Origin of the sequence: Mesorhizobium sp. M0998 (assembly GCF_040318885.1) — a bacterium.
Classification (GTDB): domain Bacteria; phylum Pseudomonadota; class Alphaproteobacteria; order Rhizobiales; family Rhizobiaceae; genus Mesorhizobium.
On the sequence record NZ_JAMYND010000025.1, the window covers coordinates 61,409 to 77,072 of the forward strand.

16 protein-coding genes and 5 pseudogenes are annotated in these 15,664 nt (G+C 60.5%); 12 read left to right on the top strand and 9 right to left on the bottom strand.

The annotated features are described in order from the left end of the window. Positions 1 to 27 precede the first annotated feature (27 nt). From NKH59_RS22355 to NKH59_RS22380, 6 genes and pseudogenes are all read right to left on the bottom strand, one after another. Positions 28 to 264, bottom strand: coding sequence for a S1/P1 nuclease (locus NKH59_RS22355; protein ID WP_353023076.1), 237 nt, complete (start codon positions 262 to 264; stop codon positions 28 to 30). Between the two features lie 98 nt (positions 265 to 362). After that, a pseudogene (locus NKH59_RS22360) lies at positions 363 to 908 on the bottom strand (S1/P1 nuclease); the annotation flags it as partial. Positions 909 to 1,044: 136 nt separating this feature from the next. Continuing rightward, positions 1,045 to 1,167, bottom strand: coding sequence for a hypothetical protein (locus NKH59_RS22365; protein ID WP_353023078.1), 123 nt, complete (start codon positions 1,165 to 1,167; stop codon positions 1,045 to 1,047). 74 nt (positions 1,168 to 1,241) lie between these two features. Beyond that, complete coding sequence (locus NKH59_RS22370) at positions 1,242 to 2,291, bottom strand: hypothetical protein (protein WP_353023080.1); 1,050 nt, start codon at positions 2,289 to 2,291, stop codon at positions 1,242 to 1,244. 24 nt (positions 2,292 to 2,315) lie between these two features. Continuing rightward, positions 2,316 to 3,008: an SMC-Scp complex subunit ScpB gene (scpB, locus tag NKH59_RS22375; protein WP_353023082.1), complete on the bottom strand. Its 693-nt coding sequence runs from the start codon at positions 3,006 to 3,008 to the stop codon at positions 2,316 to 2,318. 5 nt (positions 3,009 to 3,013) lie between these two features. Then, positions 3,014 to 4,030, bottom strand: coding sequence for a DUF1403 family protein (locus NKH59_RS22380; protein WP_353023084.1), 1,017 nt, complete (start codon positions 4,028 to 4,030; stop codon positions 3,014 to 3,016). A gap of 169 nt (positions 4,031 to 4,199) precedes the next feature. Between NKH59_RS22380 and NKH59_RS22385 the strand changes: the two genes are divergently transcribed. The 3 genes from NKH59_RS22385 to NKH59_RS22395 are packed head-to-tail and all read left to right on the top strand — an operon-like array spanning position 4,200 to position 5,973. Next, positions 4,200 to 4,457 (top strand): type II toxin-antitoxin system VapB family antitoxin, encoded by a 258-nt coding sequence (locus tag NKH59_RS22385; RefSeq protein WP_031195575.1) that lies wholly within the window; start codon positions 4,200 to 4,202, stop codon positions 4,455 to 4,457. Further along, positions 4,457 to 4,843, top strand: coding sequence for a type II toxin-antitoxin system VapC family toxin (locus NKH59_RS22390; protein WP_353023086.1), 387 nt, complete (start codon positions 4,457 to 4,459; stop codon positions 4,841 to 4,843). Before NKH59_RS22385 ends, NKH59_RS22390 begins: the two co-directional genes overlap by 1 nt. Continuing rightward, on the top strand, positions 4,840 to 5,973 hold the full coding sequence (locus NKH59_RS22395; protein ID WP_353023088.1) for a site-specific integrase: 1,134 nt from the start codon (positions 4,840 to 4,842) through the stop codon (positions 5,971 to 5,973). The genes NKH59_RS22390 and NKH59_RS22395 overlap by 4 nt, the downstream gene beginning before the upstream one ends. 671 nt (positions 5,974 to 6,644) lie before the next feature. Here NKH59_RS22395 and NKH59_RS22400 read toward each other — a convergent pair. Then, positions 6,645 to 6,818: a phenylalanine--tRNA ligase beta subunit-related protein gene (locus tag NKH59_RS22400; protein WP_502908712.1), complete on the bottom strand. Its 174-nt coding sequence runs from the start codon at positions 6,816 to 6,818 to the stop codon at positions 6,645 to 6,647. Between NKH59_RS22400 and NKH59_RS22405 the strand changes: the two are divergent. Beyond that, a pseudogene (locus NKH59_RS22405) lies at positions 6,817 to 7,798 on the top strand (IS5 family transposase). The gene NKH59_RS22400 and the pseudogene NKH59_RS22405 sit on opposite strands and share 2 nt — an antisense overlap. 204 nt (positions 7,799 to 8,002) lie before the next feature. On the opposite strand, the gene NKH59_RS22410 reads toward NKH59_RS22405, so the two are convergent. Next, positions 8,003 to 8,974 carry a LysR substrate-binding domain-containing protein gene (locus NKH59_RS22410; RefSeq protein WP_353023090.1) on the bottom strand — a complete coding sequence of 324 codons (972 nt, stop codon included), beginning with the start codon at positions 8,972 to 8,974 and terminating at the stop codon, positions 8,003 to 8,005. 122 nt (positions 8,975 to 9,096) lie between these two features. Between NKH59_RS22410 and NKH59_RS22415 the strand changes: the two genes are divergently transcribed. The 8 genes and pseudogenes from NKH59_RS22415 to NKH59_RS22450 all read left to right on the top strand — a co-directional run bounded on the left by NKH59_RS22415 (position 9,097) and on the right by NKH59_RS22450 (position 14,129). After that, positions 9,097 to 9,564: an ATP-binding cassette domain-containing protein gene (locus NKH59_RS22415; protein WP_353023092.1), complete on the top strand. Its 468-nt coding sequence runs from the start codon at positions 9,097 to 9,099 to the stop codon at positions 9,562 to 9,564. An 86-nt stretch (positions 9,565 to 9,650) separates the two neighbouring features. Continuing rightward, positions 9,651 to 10,220: pseudogene (locus NKH59_RS22420) on the top strand (amidohydrolase family protein); the annotation flags it as partial. A gap of 35 nt (positions 10,221 to 10,255) precedes the next feature. After that, positions 10,256 to 11,008, top strand: a complete 753-nt coding sequence (locus NKH59_RS22425) for an SDR family NAD(P)-dependent oxidoreductase (protein ID WP_352453729.1) — start codon at positions 10,256 to 10,258, stop codon at positions 11,006 to 11,008. A 19-nt stretch (positions 11,009 to 11,027) separates the two neighbouring features. Then, positions 11,028 to 11,867 (top strand): transketolase, encoded by an 840-nt coding sequence (locus NKH59_RS22430; protein ID WP_352453734.1) that lies wholly within the window; start codon positions 11,028 to 11,030, stop codon positions 11,865 to 11,867. Then, on the top strand, positions 11,864 to 12,886 hold the full coding sequence (locus tag NKH59_RS22435; protein ID WP_502895560.1) for a transketolase family protein: 1,023 nt from the start codon (positions 11,864 to 11,866) through the stop codon (positions 12,884 to 12,886). Before NKH59_RS22430 ends, NKH59_RS22435 begins: the two co-directional genes overlap by 4 nt. A gap of 106 nt (positions 12,887 to 12,992) precedes the next feature. After that, positions 12,993 to 13,279: pseudogene (locus tag NKH59_RS22440) on the top strand (transposase); the annotation flags it as partial. 71 nt (positions 13,280 to 13,350) lie between these two features. After that, positions 13,351 to 13,506 (top strand): annotated as a pseudogene (locus NKH59_RS22445) (ATP-binding protein); the annotation flags it as partial. A 266-nt stretch (positions 13,507 to 13,772) separates the two neighbouring features. Further along, complete coding sequence (locus NKH59_RS22450) at positions 13,773 to 14,129, top strand: hypothetical protein (protein ID WP_352453730.1); 357 nt, start codon at positions 13,773 to 13,775, stop codon at positions 14,127 to 14,129. Between the two features lie 138 nt (positions 14,130 to 14,267). On the opposite strand, the gene NKH59_RS22455 is transcribed toward NKH59_RS22450, so the two are convergent. Further along, on the bottom strand, positions 14,268 to 15,236 hold the full coding sequence (locus NKH59_RS22455) for a glycosyltransferase family 10 domain-containing protein (protein ID WP_352453731.1): 969 nt from the start codon (positions 15,234 to 15,236) through the stop codon (positions 14,268 to 14,270). Positions 15,237 to 15,664: the final 428 nt, after the last annotated feature.

Here is a 15,664-nt window from a genome sequence, read left to right on the forward strand (position 1 = left end):
AGTACGCGAGCTTGCCCGCGCCTCTCTCTAATTGGGCTGATCCGCCGTGCAGTGGCCCGTCGCGAAAGCCAGGTTGAGCAAGTTGGCCAGCCGTAGGCCAGCGCGGCCAAGCTGCCCGTCGAGTACAGGCAGATTCGATCGCCTGTAAGCGTCGTCGAGCACGATGTTCGAAGGAACGGCTTTGAGTGCCGCCACTGAAAGCAGATGGCTTTCGTTGGCCCAGTCGATTGTCGTGCCGGCGGTGACTGCCGATGCTTCAGCCAACCCGACTCAAGCCGCTCCACAGAGCTCCCCCAAGACCAGGTGGTCTTGTCGATGAGGCCTGCGTCCCACGTGGAGTGCAGGTTGGAATTGTAGGGAAGATTGCCGTTGACGGCTTCCTGAGTAACGAGCGTCACGACAATCCCGTTGCCTCCTCCCTGGTCATCGATGGTGTGGAGAGGCTGATGCAGGTCGCCAACGAAATGCACGAGAAATTTGAGAGCACGCTGGCGCGACACCAGCGGTTGCGTCGGGCACGCAACGGCCGCGAGCTGCCGCTCTATCGCGGCGATGAGACAATCGCCGAGGGCTGGATCAAGAACACAATCCCGGGAAGCCTCATACGCGATGGCTGCGCCGGGAATGCTGACGAAGTGCCATCGGGTGGTGGTTTTGTCCCGGGCGCGCTCATCATCCGCCCAGCTGGCGATCGACGCGAGCGACGCTCCAGGCCCGAGCAATTCCGCCACACCTTTCGAGGCATCTGCATTCAGGCGTCTTTGGGCGATCTCGGCAACGACGGAGTGCCCAGTTGCACCCCAGGCATTGGCAGCGCCCGCAGCGGAAAAGACGATGGAAACCGCCACTCCGATACGACGTAGCAAAGCCGCCTCCCTCAACAATCGACCATGCGGCCAATACTTCATTGGAAAGTCCCAACAATCAAGATGAGATAAGATAAGTCGCTTGGTATTTCTTGATCTGCTGGTATGACACTCGCTCCCGACGTTCAACCCAGGTAGGGGGTAAACGCCTGCCCGGGTAACAGGTGTGAAGCCGCGCTTAGAGGGCCTTGCACTCCTTCGCCTGGGCTTCAATAGCGGCCCTATCGAAGTTGTTGACCTTCTCCCAGAACTCGACGGTTCCAACACCGATCTGTTTGGTGTCGACTTTCGCCTTGATCACGCCGCCTCCAGTAGCAAGTCCTAGTAAGCCGCAAGCGCAAGCACCGATCATTTGAACCGATCGATCCGAGCCGACTAGCGGCCCATCGTCATGAGCATTTCGTCCATTCGCTCGAAGAGCAAATTCTCAGGGGGATCACCGGCATCGGCCCCTGTGAGCATTCGACAAAGATCCTCGAGATCGATGACGAGAATGAGTTTCCCATATTCACGCAGGAGCGCCTCCGCAGACTTACGCGCGCTTGCGTTGGCACCCGATCGTGCCACGACGATGGCGACGGTCCTGAGACCCTTGTCGAAAAGATACTTTTCGGTGATCTCGACTTCGCGCTGACCGATCGGATCGCGATAGTTTTTTGCATCGAAGACAACGTACCGGGAAGAAAAATCCGTAGCGATCATCGACCAGAATGAACCGCGATCCGATTTGATCCGGCCGATCAGATCCATGCGGTTCAATTGATCGTCGGTACGCTGTTGGGCTTTGAGATTGGAGAGCTCAGCTGCAAACAGGAACCGGATTGCCTGCTCACAATATTTCTCGAATTCGGTCCAACCTTCCTTGCCAGGCGGCACTTGCCGAAGGCGCGCGGCAATCTTCGTGCCCGTCAGCGATTCTGTTTCGGGCGTTGTGCGGGTACCGGAATCGCCATCGAGCACTGTCTCAGACACGAGCTCTTCAAGTTCGTTTGCAAGCTCGTCATCGTACGCGGCCAACGATCTCAATTTCGCCAGTCCCCAGATTTCAACGTCAGGCGCCGCCGGCGACTTGAGTTCAGCGAGGATCTCCTCCGGGAGGTCTAGCGAAACGATGACTATTCCACCGTCGAGGCCATTGGTCTTGATGACTTCGTGGGTATGCGCGATCGCATCCCGGAGGCGGCGCCGCCAATCCGTTTGCCAGCGGAACATTTTGAATTCTACCGCCAATGTTGTGGTGGCTGCGTTCGGCGTAAACGTCAGGTCTGGAAGCGAGCGATACGTCGCCCATTCGTCTTCGTCTGCAGGCTCTTCGTCCGGCCTCGTTCCAGCGGCCCGCCCAACCTTCTCTTGCGCAAGGATCCTAATTAACAACGCTTCCCAATCTCGTGCGAGGTTGTGGGTCTCGATCTGCAGCTCTTTCATCTTCCCCATTCGTTTGCCCTCACCCTATTCGCTGCCGCCATCGTCATCCGTGAAAACTGGTGAAATGTCACCGGCCAGCAGCTTCGCCTTGGATAACAGCCCTGCATCTTCGAGCGCCTCGAAATCCGGCAGGTCGCGCAGCGTGTCGAGCCCGAACTCCAGCAGGAATTCTTTCGTCGTCACATAGGTGTAGGGCGCGCCAGGCGTTGGGCTGCGCGGACCGGAAGCGATCAGGCCGGCACCGCGCAGATGACCAATAAAATCGCGACTGATCTCCTTGCCGAAGAAAGACGACAGTTCGGCGCGGGTGATCGGCTGGAAGTAGCCGATGCACATCAGCACCAAAACCTCCGACTGCGTAAGGTCGGCCGTCTTCCCACTTCCACCGACAGCGGCGCGGATGGCGTCTGCATAGGCAGGCCGGGTCAAATGTTTCCAGCCGCCGGCGACCGAAACCAGATCGTAAGGGCGGCCGCGCAGCTCCTCGCGGATGTCGTCGATGAGAAGATCAATGCTGCAGCTTTTCCCGACGATGCGGGCGAGCATTTCGCGGTCGACCGGCTCGCTAGCGGCGAAGATCGTTGCTTCGACCCGGTGCATCCATTCACGCCAACGCGCTTCCGGCGGCAGATGATCGAGTTCCCGGTCAAACAGTTGGTCAGCTGATCGAGGGTCATCTGGCTGGCTCCCTCCTCGCCTACGTGCACTCTCCGCCATTGTCTTCACAGCCCGTAGATGCGGAAGGTGGCGCGGCCGGACAATTCACGCACGGCACCGAGCTCGACCAGCCGGTCGAACAGGCGGCGCAGGCCGCGATCGCTCATGCCGGCGATTTGTTCCGAAGCGACGATCGCGTCGTCAGAGAGCAGCTTTTCCACGACGACGTCCGCCGCCTTGGCCCTGAGTTTCGGCGCAACCGCAAGCAGCCTATCCGCGCGGCGCTCAAGTTCGGCGAAAAGATCAATGGCGCGCAGCGCAGCGCGCGCCTGTGCGGCCAGCAGGCTTTTAGCCCAATCGGCTGTTTCGGCGCCGGCAGCCAGAGCGGCAGTCGCTGGTCGACGCGGCCGGCCCGTACCCACAGCTAAGGTCGCTTCGGCGCCCAACAAAGGGATTGCATGTGTCCAGCCTAGCCGCTGCGCGAGCAAGACATCGGCAAGCCAGGCTCCGAGAACGCGCCGGAAGCCGTAACGCTCCGCGGCCGCGAAGGCCCCGACCAGCGTTTCGACCGTGCCGGTGTTGGCGGCAAGCTGTCGCAGATCGTCCTTCAGATCGCTGACCGCCTTATCGTTGAGTGTGAGACCTAGATCTTCCAGCACCGCCGCGACATTTCTCTCCGTCAGCAGATCGTCCGCTGGCCGAGATGCCAGCCGCCGCCAAGCAAGAAGGAAAAGGCCGGCGGGACCGACACTGTCACCCGGTCTTGTAAGCAATACGGCATCGCGCAAGGCCGCTTCGTCCTCGACGCGGCCCGCCTGCTTCGCCGTTACCGCGGCCGCCGAAAGCGCCAGGCGGTGCCGCCAGGCGCCGGCCCACCGCTCCTGCCGGCGGACCACCGCATCGAGCGCGCCGATGGCGGCGCCTACAACGAGCGCCACATCCTCTACGTCTTTGCTCGCAAGGCTTTGCGCATCCGGGATGGCCCGGCGCAGCCAGGCAGGCACTGTTGCCATCGGCGCGGTCGATGCGGCACCGGCAAGCGTGACGTAGTGGCGCGGAGAGGGTTTGGGACGCAGAATCATCGTTGAGCAGCATGAGTGAGCGCGGCGCTTTTGGCAATCTATTTGCACGACATCCGCCGCACTTGTCTTGACACAACAACGAACGATAATGTTGCATTATCGTTCGTTGTTTACGAGCCTAGGGAACCATGGTAGAATACACCCGAAAGGTAGATTTTTGGAGTCTTTCGTGTCCCTGAACATCAAAAATCCGGCCACCGTCGCTCTCGCCGACGAACTCGCGCGCCGCCAGGGCATCAGCAAGACAGCAGCCATTCATCAGGCCCTGAGCGAGCGCTTGCATCGCTTGGGCTTTGGAGAGACCGCTCAGGAGCGTCTGCTGGCAGAATTGCGCGCCATCCGAGAAAGAGTGGCACGATTGCCTGAACTGGATAGTCGCAGCGACGAGGAGATCATCGGGTATGACGAGCATGGAATCCCTAACTGATGGTGATCGACACCTCAGCTGTTGTAGCGATCCTTCGAAGCGAGCCTGAGGCAGCAAGGCTGGAACGAGCGCTGGTCTTGGACCCAATCCGTCTGGTCCCGGCAACCTGCGTGCTCGAGGCACGCATGGTGCTGGTCAGCAGGCGCGGCGAACACGCATTGGCCGAGATCGATCTGTGGCTGCGCAAGATCGAGGCCGACATCATCGCCGTGGATGCCGATCTCGTCGATGTGGCAACGCAGGCTTGGCTCACCTACGGCAAAGGCCGCCACCCGGCCGCCCTGAATTTTGCCGATTGCCTCTCCTATGCTTTGGCAAAGCGTGCAGATGAACCGCTGCTTTTCATCGGCAAAGACTTCTCCCAAACGGATATCGAAGCGGCATGAGCATGGCTGGCGACGCGCAACGATCATCCGCTGCTTCCGGCGATGACGACATGCCCGACATCGTCGATATCGTCATGCAGATGGGCGATGCCGACCACGGCTCGCCCCCTCCCCTTCCAGCCATTGCCAATCCCAGCCTGCGTGCGCATCTTGAGGCGCTCGCCGGCCGCGCGCGCGATTATATCGAGGCGGCGAGTTCGGCCAACACGCGCCGCGCCTACGCAGCCGACTGGAAGCATTTTTCGAGCTGGTGCCGGCGCCAAGGCATCGAGATGTTCCCGCCCGATCCTGAGGTCGTCGGGCTCTATATCGCCGCCTGCGCGTCAGGTACGGCCACTGGCGACAAAAAGCCCAACACCGTTTCAACCATCGAGCGCCGGCTTTCGTCGCTCTCCTGGAATTTTGCCCAGCGCGGCCAGCCGCTGGACCGCAAGGATCGGCATATCGCCACGGTGATGGCTGGCGTTCGCAACACCCACGCCTCCCCTCCCCGGCAGAAGGAAGCGATCCTGCCTGAGGATCTGATCGCCATGCTGGAAACCCTCGACCGCGGCACGCTGCGCGGGCTGCGCGACCGCGCCATGCTGCTTCTGGGTTTTGCCGGTGGGCTGCGGCGCTCGGAAATCGTCGGGCTCGACGTTGGTCGCGACCAGACCGAGGATTCTTCTGGCTGGATTGAGTTTTTTCCTGACAAGGGCGTGCTGGTGACCCTGCGCGGCAAAACCGGTTGGCGCGAGGTCGAGGTCGGCCGCGGCTCCTCCGACGCCACCTGCCCGGTGGTCGCGCTGCAAACCTGGCTGAAGCTGGCGCGGATCGGCCATGGCCCTTTGTTCCGAAGGGTAATAGGGCAAGGCAAAAGAGTCGGCGCCGATCGGCTTAACGACCAGGAAGTTGCGCGGCTGGTCAAGCGCACGGCGCTCGCAGCCGGCGTGCGTGGCGATCTGTCGGAGGGCGAACGCGGTCAAAAGTTTGCTGGCCATTCGCTGCGCGCCGGCCTCGCGTCCTCGGCCGAGGTCGACGAGCGCTATGTGCAAAAGCAGCTCGGTCACGCCTCGGCCGAGATGACGCGAAAGTATCAGCGCCGGCGCGATCGTTTCCGCGTCAATCTCACCAAGGCGTCCGGGCTCTGAAAAGCCCCCTCCCTGCCCCGTTTTGTCCGCTGGGATGAGGCGGTCAGATCTCAGGCGATAACATACCTCATCCAGCACAGCGAGCGCTGTATCCAGACTATCGGCGGCCGACGCTTCGTAGTCAGGCATGATCATCAACTGCGTTATGGCACGGCCCACAAGAGGGCATCGCGATAAAAGTACGCCAAACAACGCTAAGGGAGAACAAGCAGTGATCTGATTTCGTTCGACGCTCGTTTTCGAGAGCCGTTCTGGGTCGTTCGCAATCAACTGTGTAGGCCAGCGGAGCGAGCAAGGAGCGCCAGATCCGGACAGGGCTGAGTGGGGTGTTTCTCCGAAAGGTGGGCCATGCCCTAAGGGACACGAGATGTAGTGGACTCGTCGATCCGCGCGGTTTCGATTCGCGCACCCGGGCACAACGCTTGGATAAGTCCCATCAAATGCTCTCCGGTGCCCGTCATCTGTATAGCTGACATTGGGCCGAGGGCTTCCAGCACGAGCCACATGGCGCGGGTATCGGCCGTGACCCATGGTGCGCCGCCCCTGCCGCCAGTTCCAGCGGCGGCACGTGACACCGGAATCGTCGCACCAGATGACTTCGCCCGGTTCGGGATGCTCGGTTACCATTTCACCTTGCTCGATCGTGTCGAATGGCTCCGCTCCCTTCGCAATTAAAAGTCTCGGGACCCCTGGTAGAGATCGAGATCTTCCCCGCCAATCGGAACGCCATACAACACGCTGACGGCATTGTAGGCATCAACCAGTGGGGAAATCCGCGGGAGAGAGCCATCTTTCCGCACCCGCTTGAGCAGGCGAGATCGCCAACGACATGATCTTCGCCCGATGCCCTACAAACACAATGCCAGCCGCCGCCACCGAGTCGCGAAGATGAAATTCAAGGTGACAAACTGGCCGGAATACGAGGCGGGCCTTCGGCGGCGCGGCAGTCTGACGCTGTGGTTGACAGAAGAAGCCTTGGCCAGGTGGCATGCGCCGCGAAGAACGACCCGCGGCGGCCAGCCCCGCTATTCCGATCTCGCCATCGAGGCGGTCTTGACACTGGGATGCGTCTTCGGGCTTCGTCTGCGCCAGAGCGAGGGATTGGCGACCTCGCTGCTCGATCTGATGGGGCTTGATCTACCGGTTCCCGATCACAGACGCCAAGCCGCCGGGCGCAGATATGGGAACCATCGGCCAAGCGGCAGCGGCATCCCGAGGACGGTCCGCTGCATGTGCTGATCGATAGCACCGGATTTGAAAGTCTACGGCGCCGGCCAATGGCTGGAAGACAAGCACGGTGCCAGATCACGCCGGACCTGGCGCAAGCTGCATTTGGTTCTCAATGCCGACAGCGGGGAGATCATCGCCCATTGTCTGACCGACCAGGACGGCGACGATCCCTCGCAGGTGAAGCCGCTGCTCGACCGGATCGACGCAGAGATCGACCAATTCACGGCCGACGGAGCATATGATGGCGGTCCCACCTACTGCGCGGTGCTGCAACACAGCGTCACCGCAAGGATAGTCATCCCGCCACGTTCAACGGCCGGAGAGTGATGACACCGGACCACCCGGTCAAAGGGACGGTCACATCACGGCGATCGCCAATGATGGAAGGCTGAATTGGCAGGCGTCCACCGGCTATGGCAAGCGCGCCCTGATCGAGACCGCCGTCGGGCGCTACAAGAGGCTGATCGGACGTCGCCTGCGAGCCCGCTCCTTTTCGGCTCAGCAGACCAAGGTCGCCATCGGCTGCGCCGTTCTCAACCGCATGACGGCGTGCGCACGCCCGGAGTCCGTTCGCTGCCCGGCAAGGCCGACATAGCAGGCGGCATCAAAGAGCTGATTGTGCCTAATGCCACATTTGTGCACCCAACGCCTTGTGGCGCGGGCAGCCACAGGCACAGGCTACGCGGAAAATGAAAAGCGGGGCCAACCCATTCGCTTGCACACAGCCTGGGTTTTGCCAGCTCCTCAACCGCAACGTGCTGTCAATCTTCGTCTTGCCATGTCTTGAACGCCGAACTGTTCACGCCATTGGCGCCGCTTTGTCATCCCGTGCCCCGAAATGAGGCCGTCGTTCGAACGATATGCGCAGTTGCTTATCCGCCAGAAACCGGCGAGCCAGATCGGTGTCGCGCTTACCCACGCGTGACACCCAGTCCGAAAACAGGCGAACCGCGCGCCGGTTCATATGCCGCGAAGGACAGACCAGCCAGTATCCCGGAAACTCGATGACCTCGAACTCTATCGAGACCGGAACCAGAGAACCCGACACCAGGTCCTCGAATGCGATGGATGTGCTTTCCAGGACCACACCTGCACCGTCCTTCGCCAGTTGAACCGACATTGACGAACGGTCGAAACGATAGGGATACGTCGTGCGGGCGCCCTGGATACCGTTGCACGGCAGCCAATAATCCCACCGGAAATAGGCCTTCACACTGTCGATCAACCGCGCATGGCGAAGCTGCTCGCGCGGATCCGGTGAGATCGCGCGCAGTTCGGCAAGATAGGAAGGCGAGCACATCGGCAGGATCAGATCGTTGACGACGCAATCCGAATAAAGGCCGGCCCAGCCGCCGCCGCCATAACGAAGATCGAGATCGATGACCTCCGTTTCGAAATCCGAGAAATTGGGCGTGGCGTCGACGCGCAAATTCCAGCTCGGATAGCCCTTGCTGAACTCGGCCAACCGCGGCGCCAGCCATTTCTCGCCGAAGGAAGGACTGACGCGCAGGCTAAGCTGGAAGCTTTCGCGCTGCCGCACAATGGCATTACGCACCTCGCGTATGGATTCGAAAGCCTGGGTCGTGGTCTGGAAGAGCCGCTCACCGTCAATCGTGAGCGAGAGATGGCGCTTTTCGCGCTGAAAAAGCCGCACCCCGAGTTGGTGTTCGAGCAGCCGCAGCTGCTGGCTAACCGCCGAAGGTGTCACCTGCAATTCCTGAGCGGCCTTTGCCACGCCGCCGAGCCGCGCGACTGCCTCGAAATGCGTCATCGAATTGAACTTGATGTCTGACCTCGTCCTCGTCAGTTAAGCTCAGCTACACAGAATGTTAAGAAACGAAAATTGAGCCGAATGTCAATCGGTCGCACAGTGGTCCCGGAAGGAGATACAGGATGGAGCCGAGTTCAACCCAAAGCTTGGGTAGCGCCGGCAACGTGCCGGGAGTTGGACAGGTATGGACCAGGAAGCCCCTGATCGAAGCTGCCAATATCGAGAAGAGTTATGACGCAACCCGTGTCCTGCGGGGTGTGAGTTTTCAGGTCCGGGCCGACGAAATCCACGCGCTCCTGGGCGGCAACGGCGCCGGCAAAAGCACTCTCATCCGCATCGTCACAGGGCTGACCTCACGCGAAGCCGGCGAGATTGGCTTCGCCTCGTCGAAGGCCGACCACAACAGCCCGATCGTCGCGGTGGTGCATCAGGAGCTGGCGCTGTTGCCCGAGCTGTCCGGTCGCGGAAAACATCGGCATTGTGCATGCGAGGTCGGGCTGGTCGCAGATCAGCCGTCGCCGCACGCGCGAGACTGCGCTCGGAGCGCTCCAGCTGATCGACCCAGCGATCGGCGAAGCGATCATCGATAATGCCGGCACGCAAATTGTCCCTCCACGAAGGCCAGATCGTCCGGATCGCTCGTGCCCTTTCCACCGGAGCCGAAGTGCTGCTTCTCGATCCCGGCGATCCGGTTGGGGAAACGCGCTGGCTGCAGGAGATCGCCAACAAGCGAGGCTTTCCGCATGGCATCGTCGGCTATGCCGACCTGTCCCAACCCGACGTCGGCGACCTCCTCGACCGCCACATGGAATATCCGAACTTCCGCGGCATGCGGCAGCCGATGAATTATCATCCCGACCCCGCCAAGACCTATCTGGCGCGGCCGGAGGTCAGTCGTACGCCCGAATGGCGGCGCGGCTTCCGGGAGCTGGCGAAGCGCGGGCTGAGCTTCGACCCGCAGCTCTACTATCCGCAGATGAGCGAGTTCCTCGAACTGGCGCGCGACTTTCCCGACGTGCAGATCATTCTCAATCACACCGGCATGCAGGTCGACGGCGCCGAGCATCGAGGAGGCGATCGCAGCCTTCGGCGTCGGCCGCTCGATGTTCGCGACGAACTTCCCCGTCGACAAGCTGTTCTCGAGCTTCGACGCCATTTTGAACGCCTTCAAGGAAATTACGATCGCCCACACGAGGAGCGGCTCGCGCTGTTCCATGACAACGCCGCCCGGTTCTACCGACTTTAGATCACCGGCAAACAGAAATAGCAGGAGAGTTCGACTTGTTGCTGAAGGGCAAGGCCGTGGTGATTTCGGGGGCCGCGGGCCCCCGGGGAATTGGCCGCTCCACGGCAGCGCTGATGGTACAGCACGGGGCTCGCGTTGCAATACTCGACCTCGATGACGGGCAAGCGCGTGACGCCGCTGCGTCGCTTGGACCCGACCATATCGGCCTTGCGTGCAACGTCGCGGACCTCGACGCCTGCAAGAGGGCGGCGGCGCAAGTGACAGAAACCTTGGGCAGGATCGATGTGCTCTGCAACAATGCGGGCGTCACGCAGCCGGTCAAGACGCTGGAGATCAGCGCGGCTGACTGGGACCGCATCCTCGATGTCAACCTACGCGGCGTGCTCCATCTCAGCCAGGCATTCATCCCGAACATGCGCGAAAATGGCGGCGGCTCGATCATCTGCATGTCGTCAGTTTCGGCCCAGCGCGGCGGCGGCATCTTCGGTGGCCCGCACTATTCGGCTGCCAAAGCGGGTGTTCTGGGGCTTGCCAAGGCCATGGCGCGCGAATTCGGTCCCGAAGGCATCCGCGTCAACTGCATCACACCGGGCCTGATCCAGACCGACATCACCGGCGGCAAACTGACCAACGCCATGCGCGCCGACATCATCAAGGGAATCCCGCTCAGCCGGCTGGGCGAGGCGCGCGACGTAGCCGGCGCCTATCTCTTCCTGGCTTCCGATCTGGCCAGCTACATCACCGGCGCCGTGATCGATGTCAACGGTGGGATGCTAATCCATGGCTGAGTGGACAACGGAGCTTGAGATGCCTCGCGCTGGCAGCAATGTCAGCCTGGCCGAACGAGCCTATCGTATCCGCCGACACGCCGTGCGGATGGGTCAAGTCCAGGGCCAAGGTTATGTCGGACAGGCGCTGGGTGTCGCCGACGTGCTTGCCGTCGCCTATTTCCATGCGCTTCGTTACCGGCCGGAGGACACGTTGTGGGAGGGACGCGACCGCTTCCTGCTGTCGATCGGACACTATGCGATCGCGCTCTACGCGGCTCTGATCGAAGCGGGCGTGCTGCCGGAGGAAGAGCTCGAAACCTATGGCAGCGATGAAAGCCGTATGCCGATGTCCGGCATGGCGCCATACACGCCCGGCATGGAGATCACCGGCGGCTCGCTCGGTCACGGCCTTGGCATTGCCGTTGGCATGTGCATGGGGCTGACGCGCAAGCGAAGCGACAGTTTCGTCTACAATCTTTTGTCCGACGGCGAGCTCGGTGAGGGCTCGACCTGGGAAGCCGCGATGTCGGCCGCCCACCACAAGCTCGACAATCTCATTGCCATTGTCGACTTCAACAATCAGCAGGCCGATGGTCCGTCGACGGCCATGCTCTCCTCCGAACCGGTGACCGACAAGTTCGAGGCGTTCGGCTGGCATGCGCAGCGCGTCGACGGCAACGACATCGAGGCGGTCCGCAAGGCCTTCGACATGGCGCGCGGCCTGAAGGAACCTCGTCCGCGTGTGATCGTTTGCGATACGCGCATGGCCAAGGGTGTGCCATTCCTGGAAACCCGCGACATCACGCATTTCATCCGCGTCGAACCGCACGAATGGACGTTAGCGCTCGAAGCTTTGGAAAAGGGACGTCCGCGTTGAGGTTGTCAAAGTTCGCGCCGCGCCACGCCGCCAATGCCGGTGAGCGCAAGACCACATCGGCGATGATCGCGTCGATCGCGCCCGATGGCGTACCGACACGCAATGCGCCGTTCGGGCACACACTGGCCAGACTGGCGCACCAGCGGCCCGGGATAGTTGGCCTGACGGCGGACCTCGCGAAATACACCGATCTCCATGTCTTCGCACAGGAGCATCCGGACCGCTTCTATCAGATGGGCATGGCGGAGCAGGTGCTGATGAGCGCCGCCGCCGGCTTGGCGCGGGAGGGTTTTACGCCCTTCGCCACCACCTACGCCGTCTTCGCATCGCGACGTGCCTACGATTTCATCTGCATGGCGATCGCCGAGGAGAAACTCAATGTGAAGATCGTCTGCGCCTTACCGGGGCTGACGACCGGCTACGGCCCCAGCCACCAGGCGACGGAGGACATCGCGATTTTCCGCGGGATGCCGAACCTGACGATCATCGACCCTTGCGACGCGCTCGACATCGAACAGGCCACGGAGGCGATCGCGGACTACAACGGGCCGGTCTACATGCGGCTTTCGCGCGGTAAGGTTCCTGTCGTGCTCGACGAAGACGACTATACATTTGAAATCGGCAAGGCGCGAATGCTGCGCGAGGGCGCGGACGTATTGTTCATTTCCAGCGGCCTGATGACCATGCGCGCGCTGGAGGCCGCGAAGGCGCTTGAAGCCGACAGGATCGGCTGCGCCGTTCTGCACGTTCCGACGATCAAACCTCTGGATACGGAGGCGATACTCGCTGCCGCGCGCCGTTCGGGACGGCTGGTGGTGGCGGCGGAGAACCACACCATCATTGGTGGCCTTGGCGAAGGCGTTGCCGCGCTGCTGATGCGCGAGAGAGTGACCCCAGTCTTTCGCCAGATCGCCCTGCCCGACGAGTTCCTCGACGCTGGCGCGCTGCCGACGCTTCACGATCGCTACGGGATCTCAACTTCCGAGCTCGTGCGCCGCGTCCGCATTTGGAGCGAATGAGAAGTAAGAGCTCTCCCCACACAACAGTTGAGTCATCGACCTTGACCTTGCCCCTCTTATCTAATCCGGTTTGAAGTTCGTTCTGGCCCATCGAGAGGACCAGGACATGAAACGTAGCCGCTTCTCTGAAGAGCAGATCATCGGAATTTTGAAGGAACATGAGGCCGGGGTATCGGTTGCCGATCTGTGCCGCAAGCACGGGGTCAGCGACGCCTCGATTTACAACTGGAAGGCCCGCTTCGGCGGGATGGATGTCTGCGAGGCTCGGCGACTGAAGGCTCTGGAGGACGAGAACACGCGGCTGAAGCGGCTTCTGGCCGACGCCATGCTCGACAATGCCGCGTTGAAGGATCTTGTGGGAAAGAAATGGTGACGCCCGCGGCCAAGCGGAAACCTTTCCAGCGACCAGATCGATCAACTTCAACGCCGACTGCAACGGACCAGGCGATCAAGGAAAGGTGCATCATGAAGCATTCGCGGAGCCGACAATAGCCGACGCCATTCTCGACCGGATCATCCACAACGCCCATCGCATCACCCTCGAAGGCGACAGCATGAGAAAGCAAAAAACACCGCCGCCCTTGACCGGCGCCGAAAACGGCGAAATCAATCGCAAATGACTTCAACCAGGCAACCGAGCGCCGACCCCATCCTGCTGTCCGCGAATTAGTGAAACTGCTGTCCGCGATTTAGCGGAACGACTGTCCCGTTTTTGCGAAATACGCACGTCCGACGCAGCTTGCGTTGACAGAGGCGGTTTTACGCGCAGTTGCAATAGCACTTCCGCCGGCCTATTTTTGTGGAGTTCAATTGTGGTTCGGCCAAGGGCGCTTTGGGCGCCGGACCGGCCCCGTGTAAACCTCATTAAAGAGAGACGAACCCTGCCATGGAAGAATTCTTATCGCGCATCGCCACTGGTGCCGGCATCGGCCCGGCTCTCGCAGAGAAGGCCGTTGGGTTAATGCTGGGTTTCCTGCAACGCCACGCGGCCGACGGTCCCGTTGCGCGCATGATCGCGGCCATTCCCGGAGCTTCGGAATTAGTGGCGAAGTATCATGGCAACGACCCAGAGGGCGGAGGCGGCCTCATGGGGCTCGGCCAGCAATTGATGAGTGAGGGTCTCAGCATTCTAAAGATCGCCGCCATCGCCAACGAGACGATCGCCTTCGCCAAGGAACATGCCGGCGACGAACTCGTGGACGAGGTCCTCAATTCCGTTCCTGGCCTTCCCCAGTTCGTCTGATCAGCGGCAGCCGGGGGCGCATGATCTCGTGCGCCCGTGCCGGCCCGTCTGCGCAGGTAGGCATTCTCCGCCGAGCGCTCCGTACCGATCTCGCCAGACCACCAACCGCCGGGCACGCGAAGCGAGCGTTGGAGTACTTCATTCGTCTGTCCCAAAATCGACCGCAGGCGAACCGATGTGTATAACTTCCGGCGGTAAGGGTTTATCGTGAACGCTTTCGATGAAGCCCGCGAGATAAGCAAACGTATTGTATTTCTCAAGAACCAACCGCTTCGCCTCTTGTATTGCGCCGCGACGCTCCTTCCAGAGGTCCGAGTCGATGATTTCTTGAATTTTTTGGATTACGTTCTTGTCCTCTGGGTCAATCAGAACCATTGAGTCGGAAGGGAAGAACCTCGTGATTGCCGGGCTGCCGTAATAGATCGGCATTGTTTCAGCAACGAAGCAGTCCATAAGCTTCTCTGTAAAATAGTAATCAGCACGAGTATTCTCGAAAGCTATACTGTAACGGTACGGTGCGAGTGCGTCCCATTTATCTCCAATCAGCCGAAAACCTCGGCCGAACAGGTCAAAATCGAGCTCCTCTCTCAGCCGTTCCAGAAACGCCAGCCGATATCGATGCCCTTTAAGCAGGGCGATGTTACTGGTAATCCATGAGAGCCGAAGCGGCTTGTCCACGACTTCGCTGACCAGAAGTTGGTCATATGTCTTTGTTACAGACCAAGACCGAGTGATAGGTGGAGACAAAACGAATCGGCGCTCTGCATTCTGCCGAGCAGCCAGCTCTGCGTCAGACGTCAGGACGATGGTATTTTTCCCTTGCCCTTCATGAAATGCGCGATGAGCTTTCGTCGGCGGTTCGCCGATTGCAAAAATTGTCCTGTTTGGACTCGCCTCGATATCAACAGGGAGCCCAAAAATAGAAGCAGAGTTAAAGACAATATGCCAATCGGGCGCGAAGGATGTCCTGCGTACAAAAGCGACATTGTTCCAGATTCCACTGCCCTTTGGAGTGAGATGGTGGATTGCATCATCCAAAACGCCCCAAGAATCCAGACATGTAGCAACAATGGGCGCCGGACGTTCCGTCAACAATTTGGTCGACAAAGCAGTTCCACCCCATTCACTTCCGTTGGACCGGGAGCAACTCGTGCATCGGGCGCAAGACCTCTCTGCGCCTGAAATAGCTCGCGATCCTGATCGGTATCAAACACACGATTCTGTGCGACTTCGCGATTCTGTGCGACTTCGCGCCATTCGACAACTCATCTCTAAGACCGCGGGAATCCCTTCACTCGTGAAGGTACTCAATCGCCATTTCGGATTGCGGTAAGATTGGGCAGCATAAACCTTCCGGGACCCGCTGTCGAGGCAATTGTCGCTTTGCACCTAACCAGGTTCTTCCTCACTTTGTGTGGTGATCAGGCCGGTTGAGTGGCAGCATGCGTGCCCTCTAAAATATGGAGACTACATTCTTATTATTAATCGGGATATACGACCAGTTTAGAGGCGGCTCGCCTCTCACAGGCGACGTT

What these genes read in the sequence shown, in the direction of transcription:
- NKH59_RS22370 (WP_353023080.1), bottom strand. Translation starts at nt 2,291, where the DNA reads ATGAAAGAGCTGCAGATCGAGACCCACAACCTCGCACGAGATTGGGAA.
- scpB (WP_353023082.1), bottom strand. Translation starts at nt 3,008, where the DNA reads ATGGCGGAGAGTGCACGTAGGCGAGGAGGGAGCCAGCCAGATGACCCT.
- NKH59_RS22380 (WP_353023084.1), bottom strand. Translation starts at nt 4,030, where the DNA reads ATGATTCTGCGTCCCAAACCCTCTCCGCGCCACTACGTCACGCTTGCC.
- NKH59_RS22390 (WP_353023086.1), top strand. Translation starts at nt 4,457, where the DNA reads ATGGTGATCGACACCTCAGCTGTTGTAGCGATCCTTCGAAGCGAGCCT.
- NKH59_RS22395 (WP_353023088.1), top strand. Translation starts at nt 4,840, where the DNA reads ATGAGCATGGCTGGCGACGCGCAACGATCATCCGCTGCTTCCGGCGAT.
- NKH59_RS22410 (WP_353023090.1), bottom strand. Translation starts at nt 8,974, where the DNA reads ATGACGCATTTCGAGGCAGTCGCGCGGCTCGGCGGCGTGGCAAAGGCC.
- NKH59_RS22415 (WP_353023092.1), top strand. Translation starts at nt 9,097, where the DNA reads ATGGAGCCGAGTTCAACCCAAAGCTTGGGTAGCGCCGGCAACGTGCCG.
- NKH59_RS22430 (WP_352453734.1), top strand. Translation starts at nt 11,028, where the DNA reads ATGCCTCGCGCTGGCAGCAATGTCAGCCTGGCCGAACGAGCCTATCGT.
- NKH59_RS22450 (WP_352453730.1), top strand. Translation starts at nt 13,773, where the DNA reads ATGGAAGAATTCTTATCGCGCATCGCCACTGGTGCCGGCATCGGCCCG.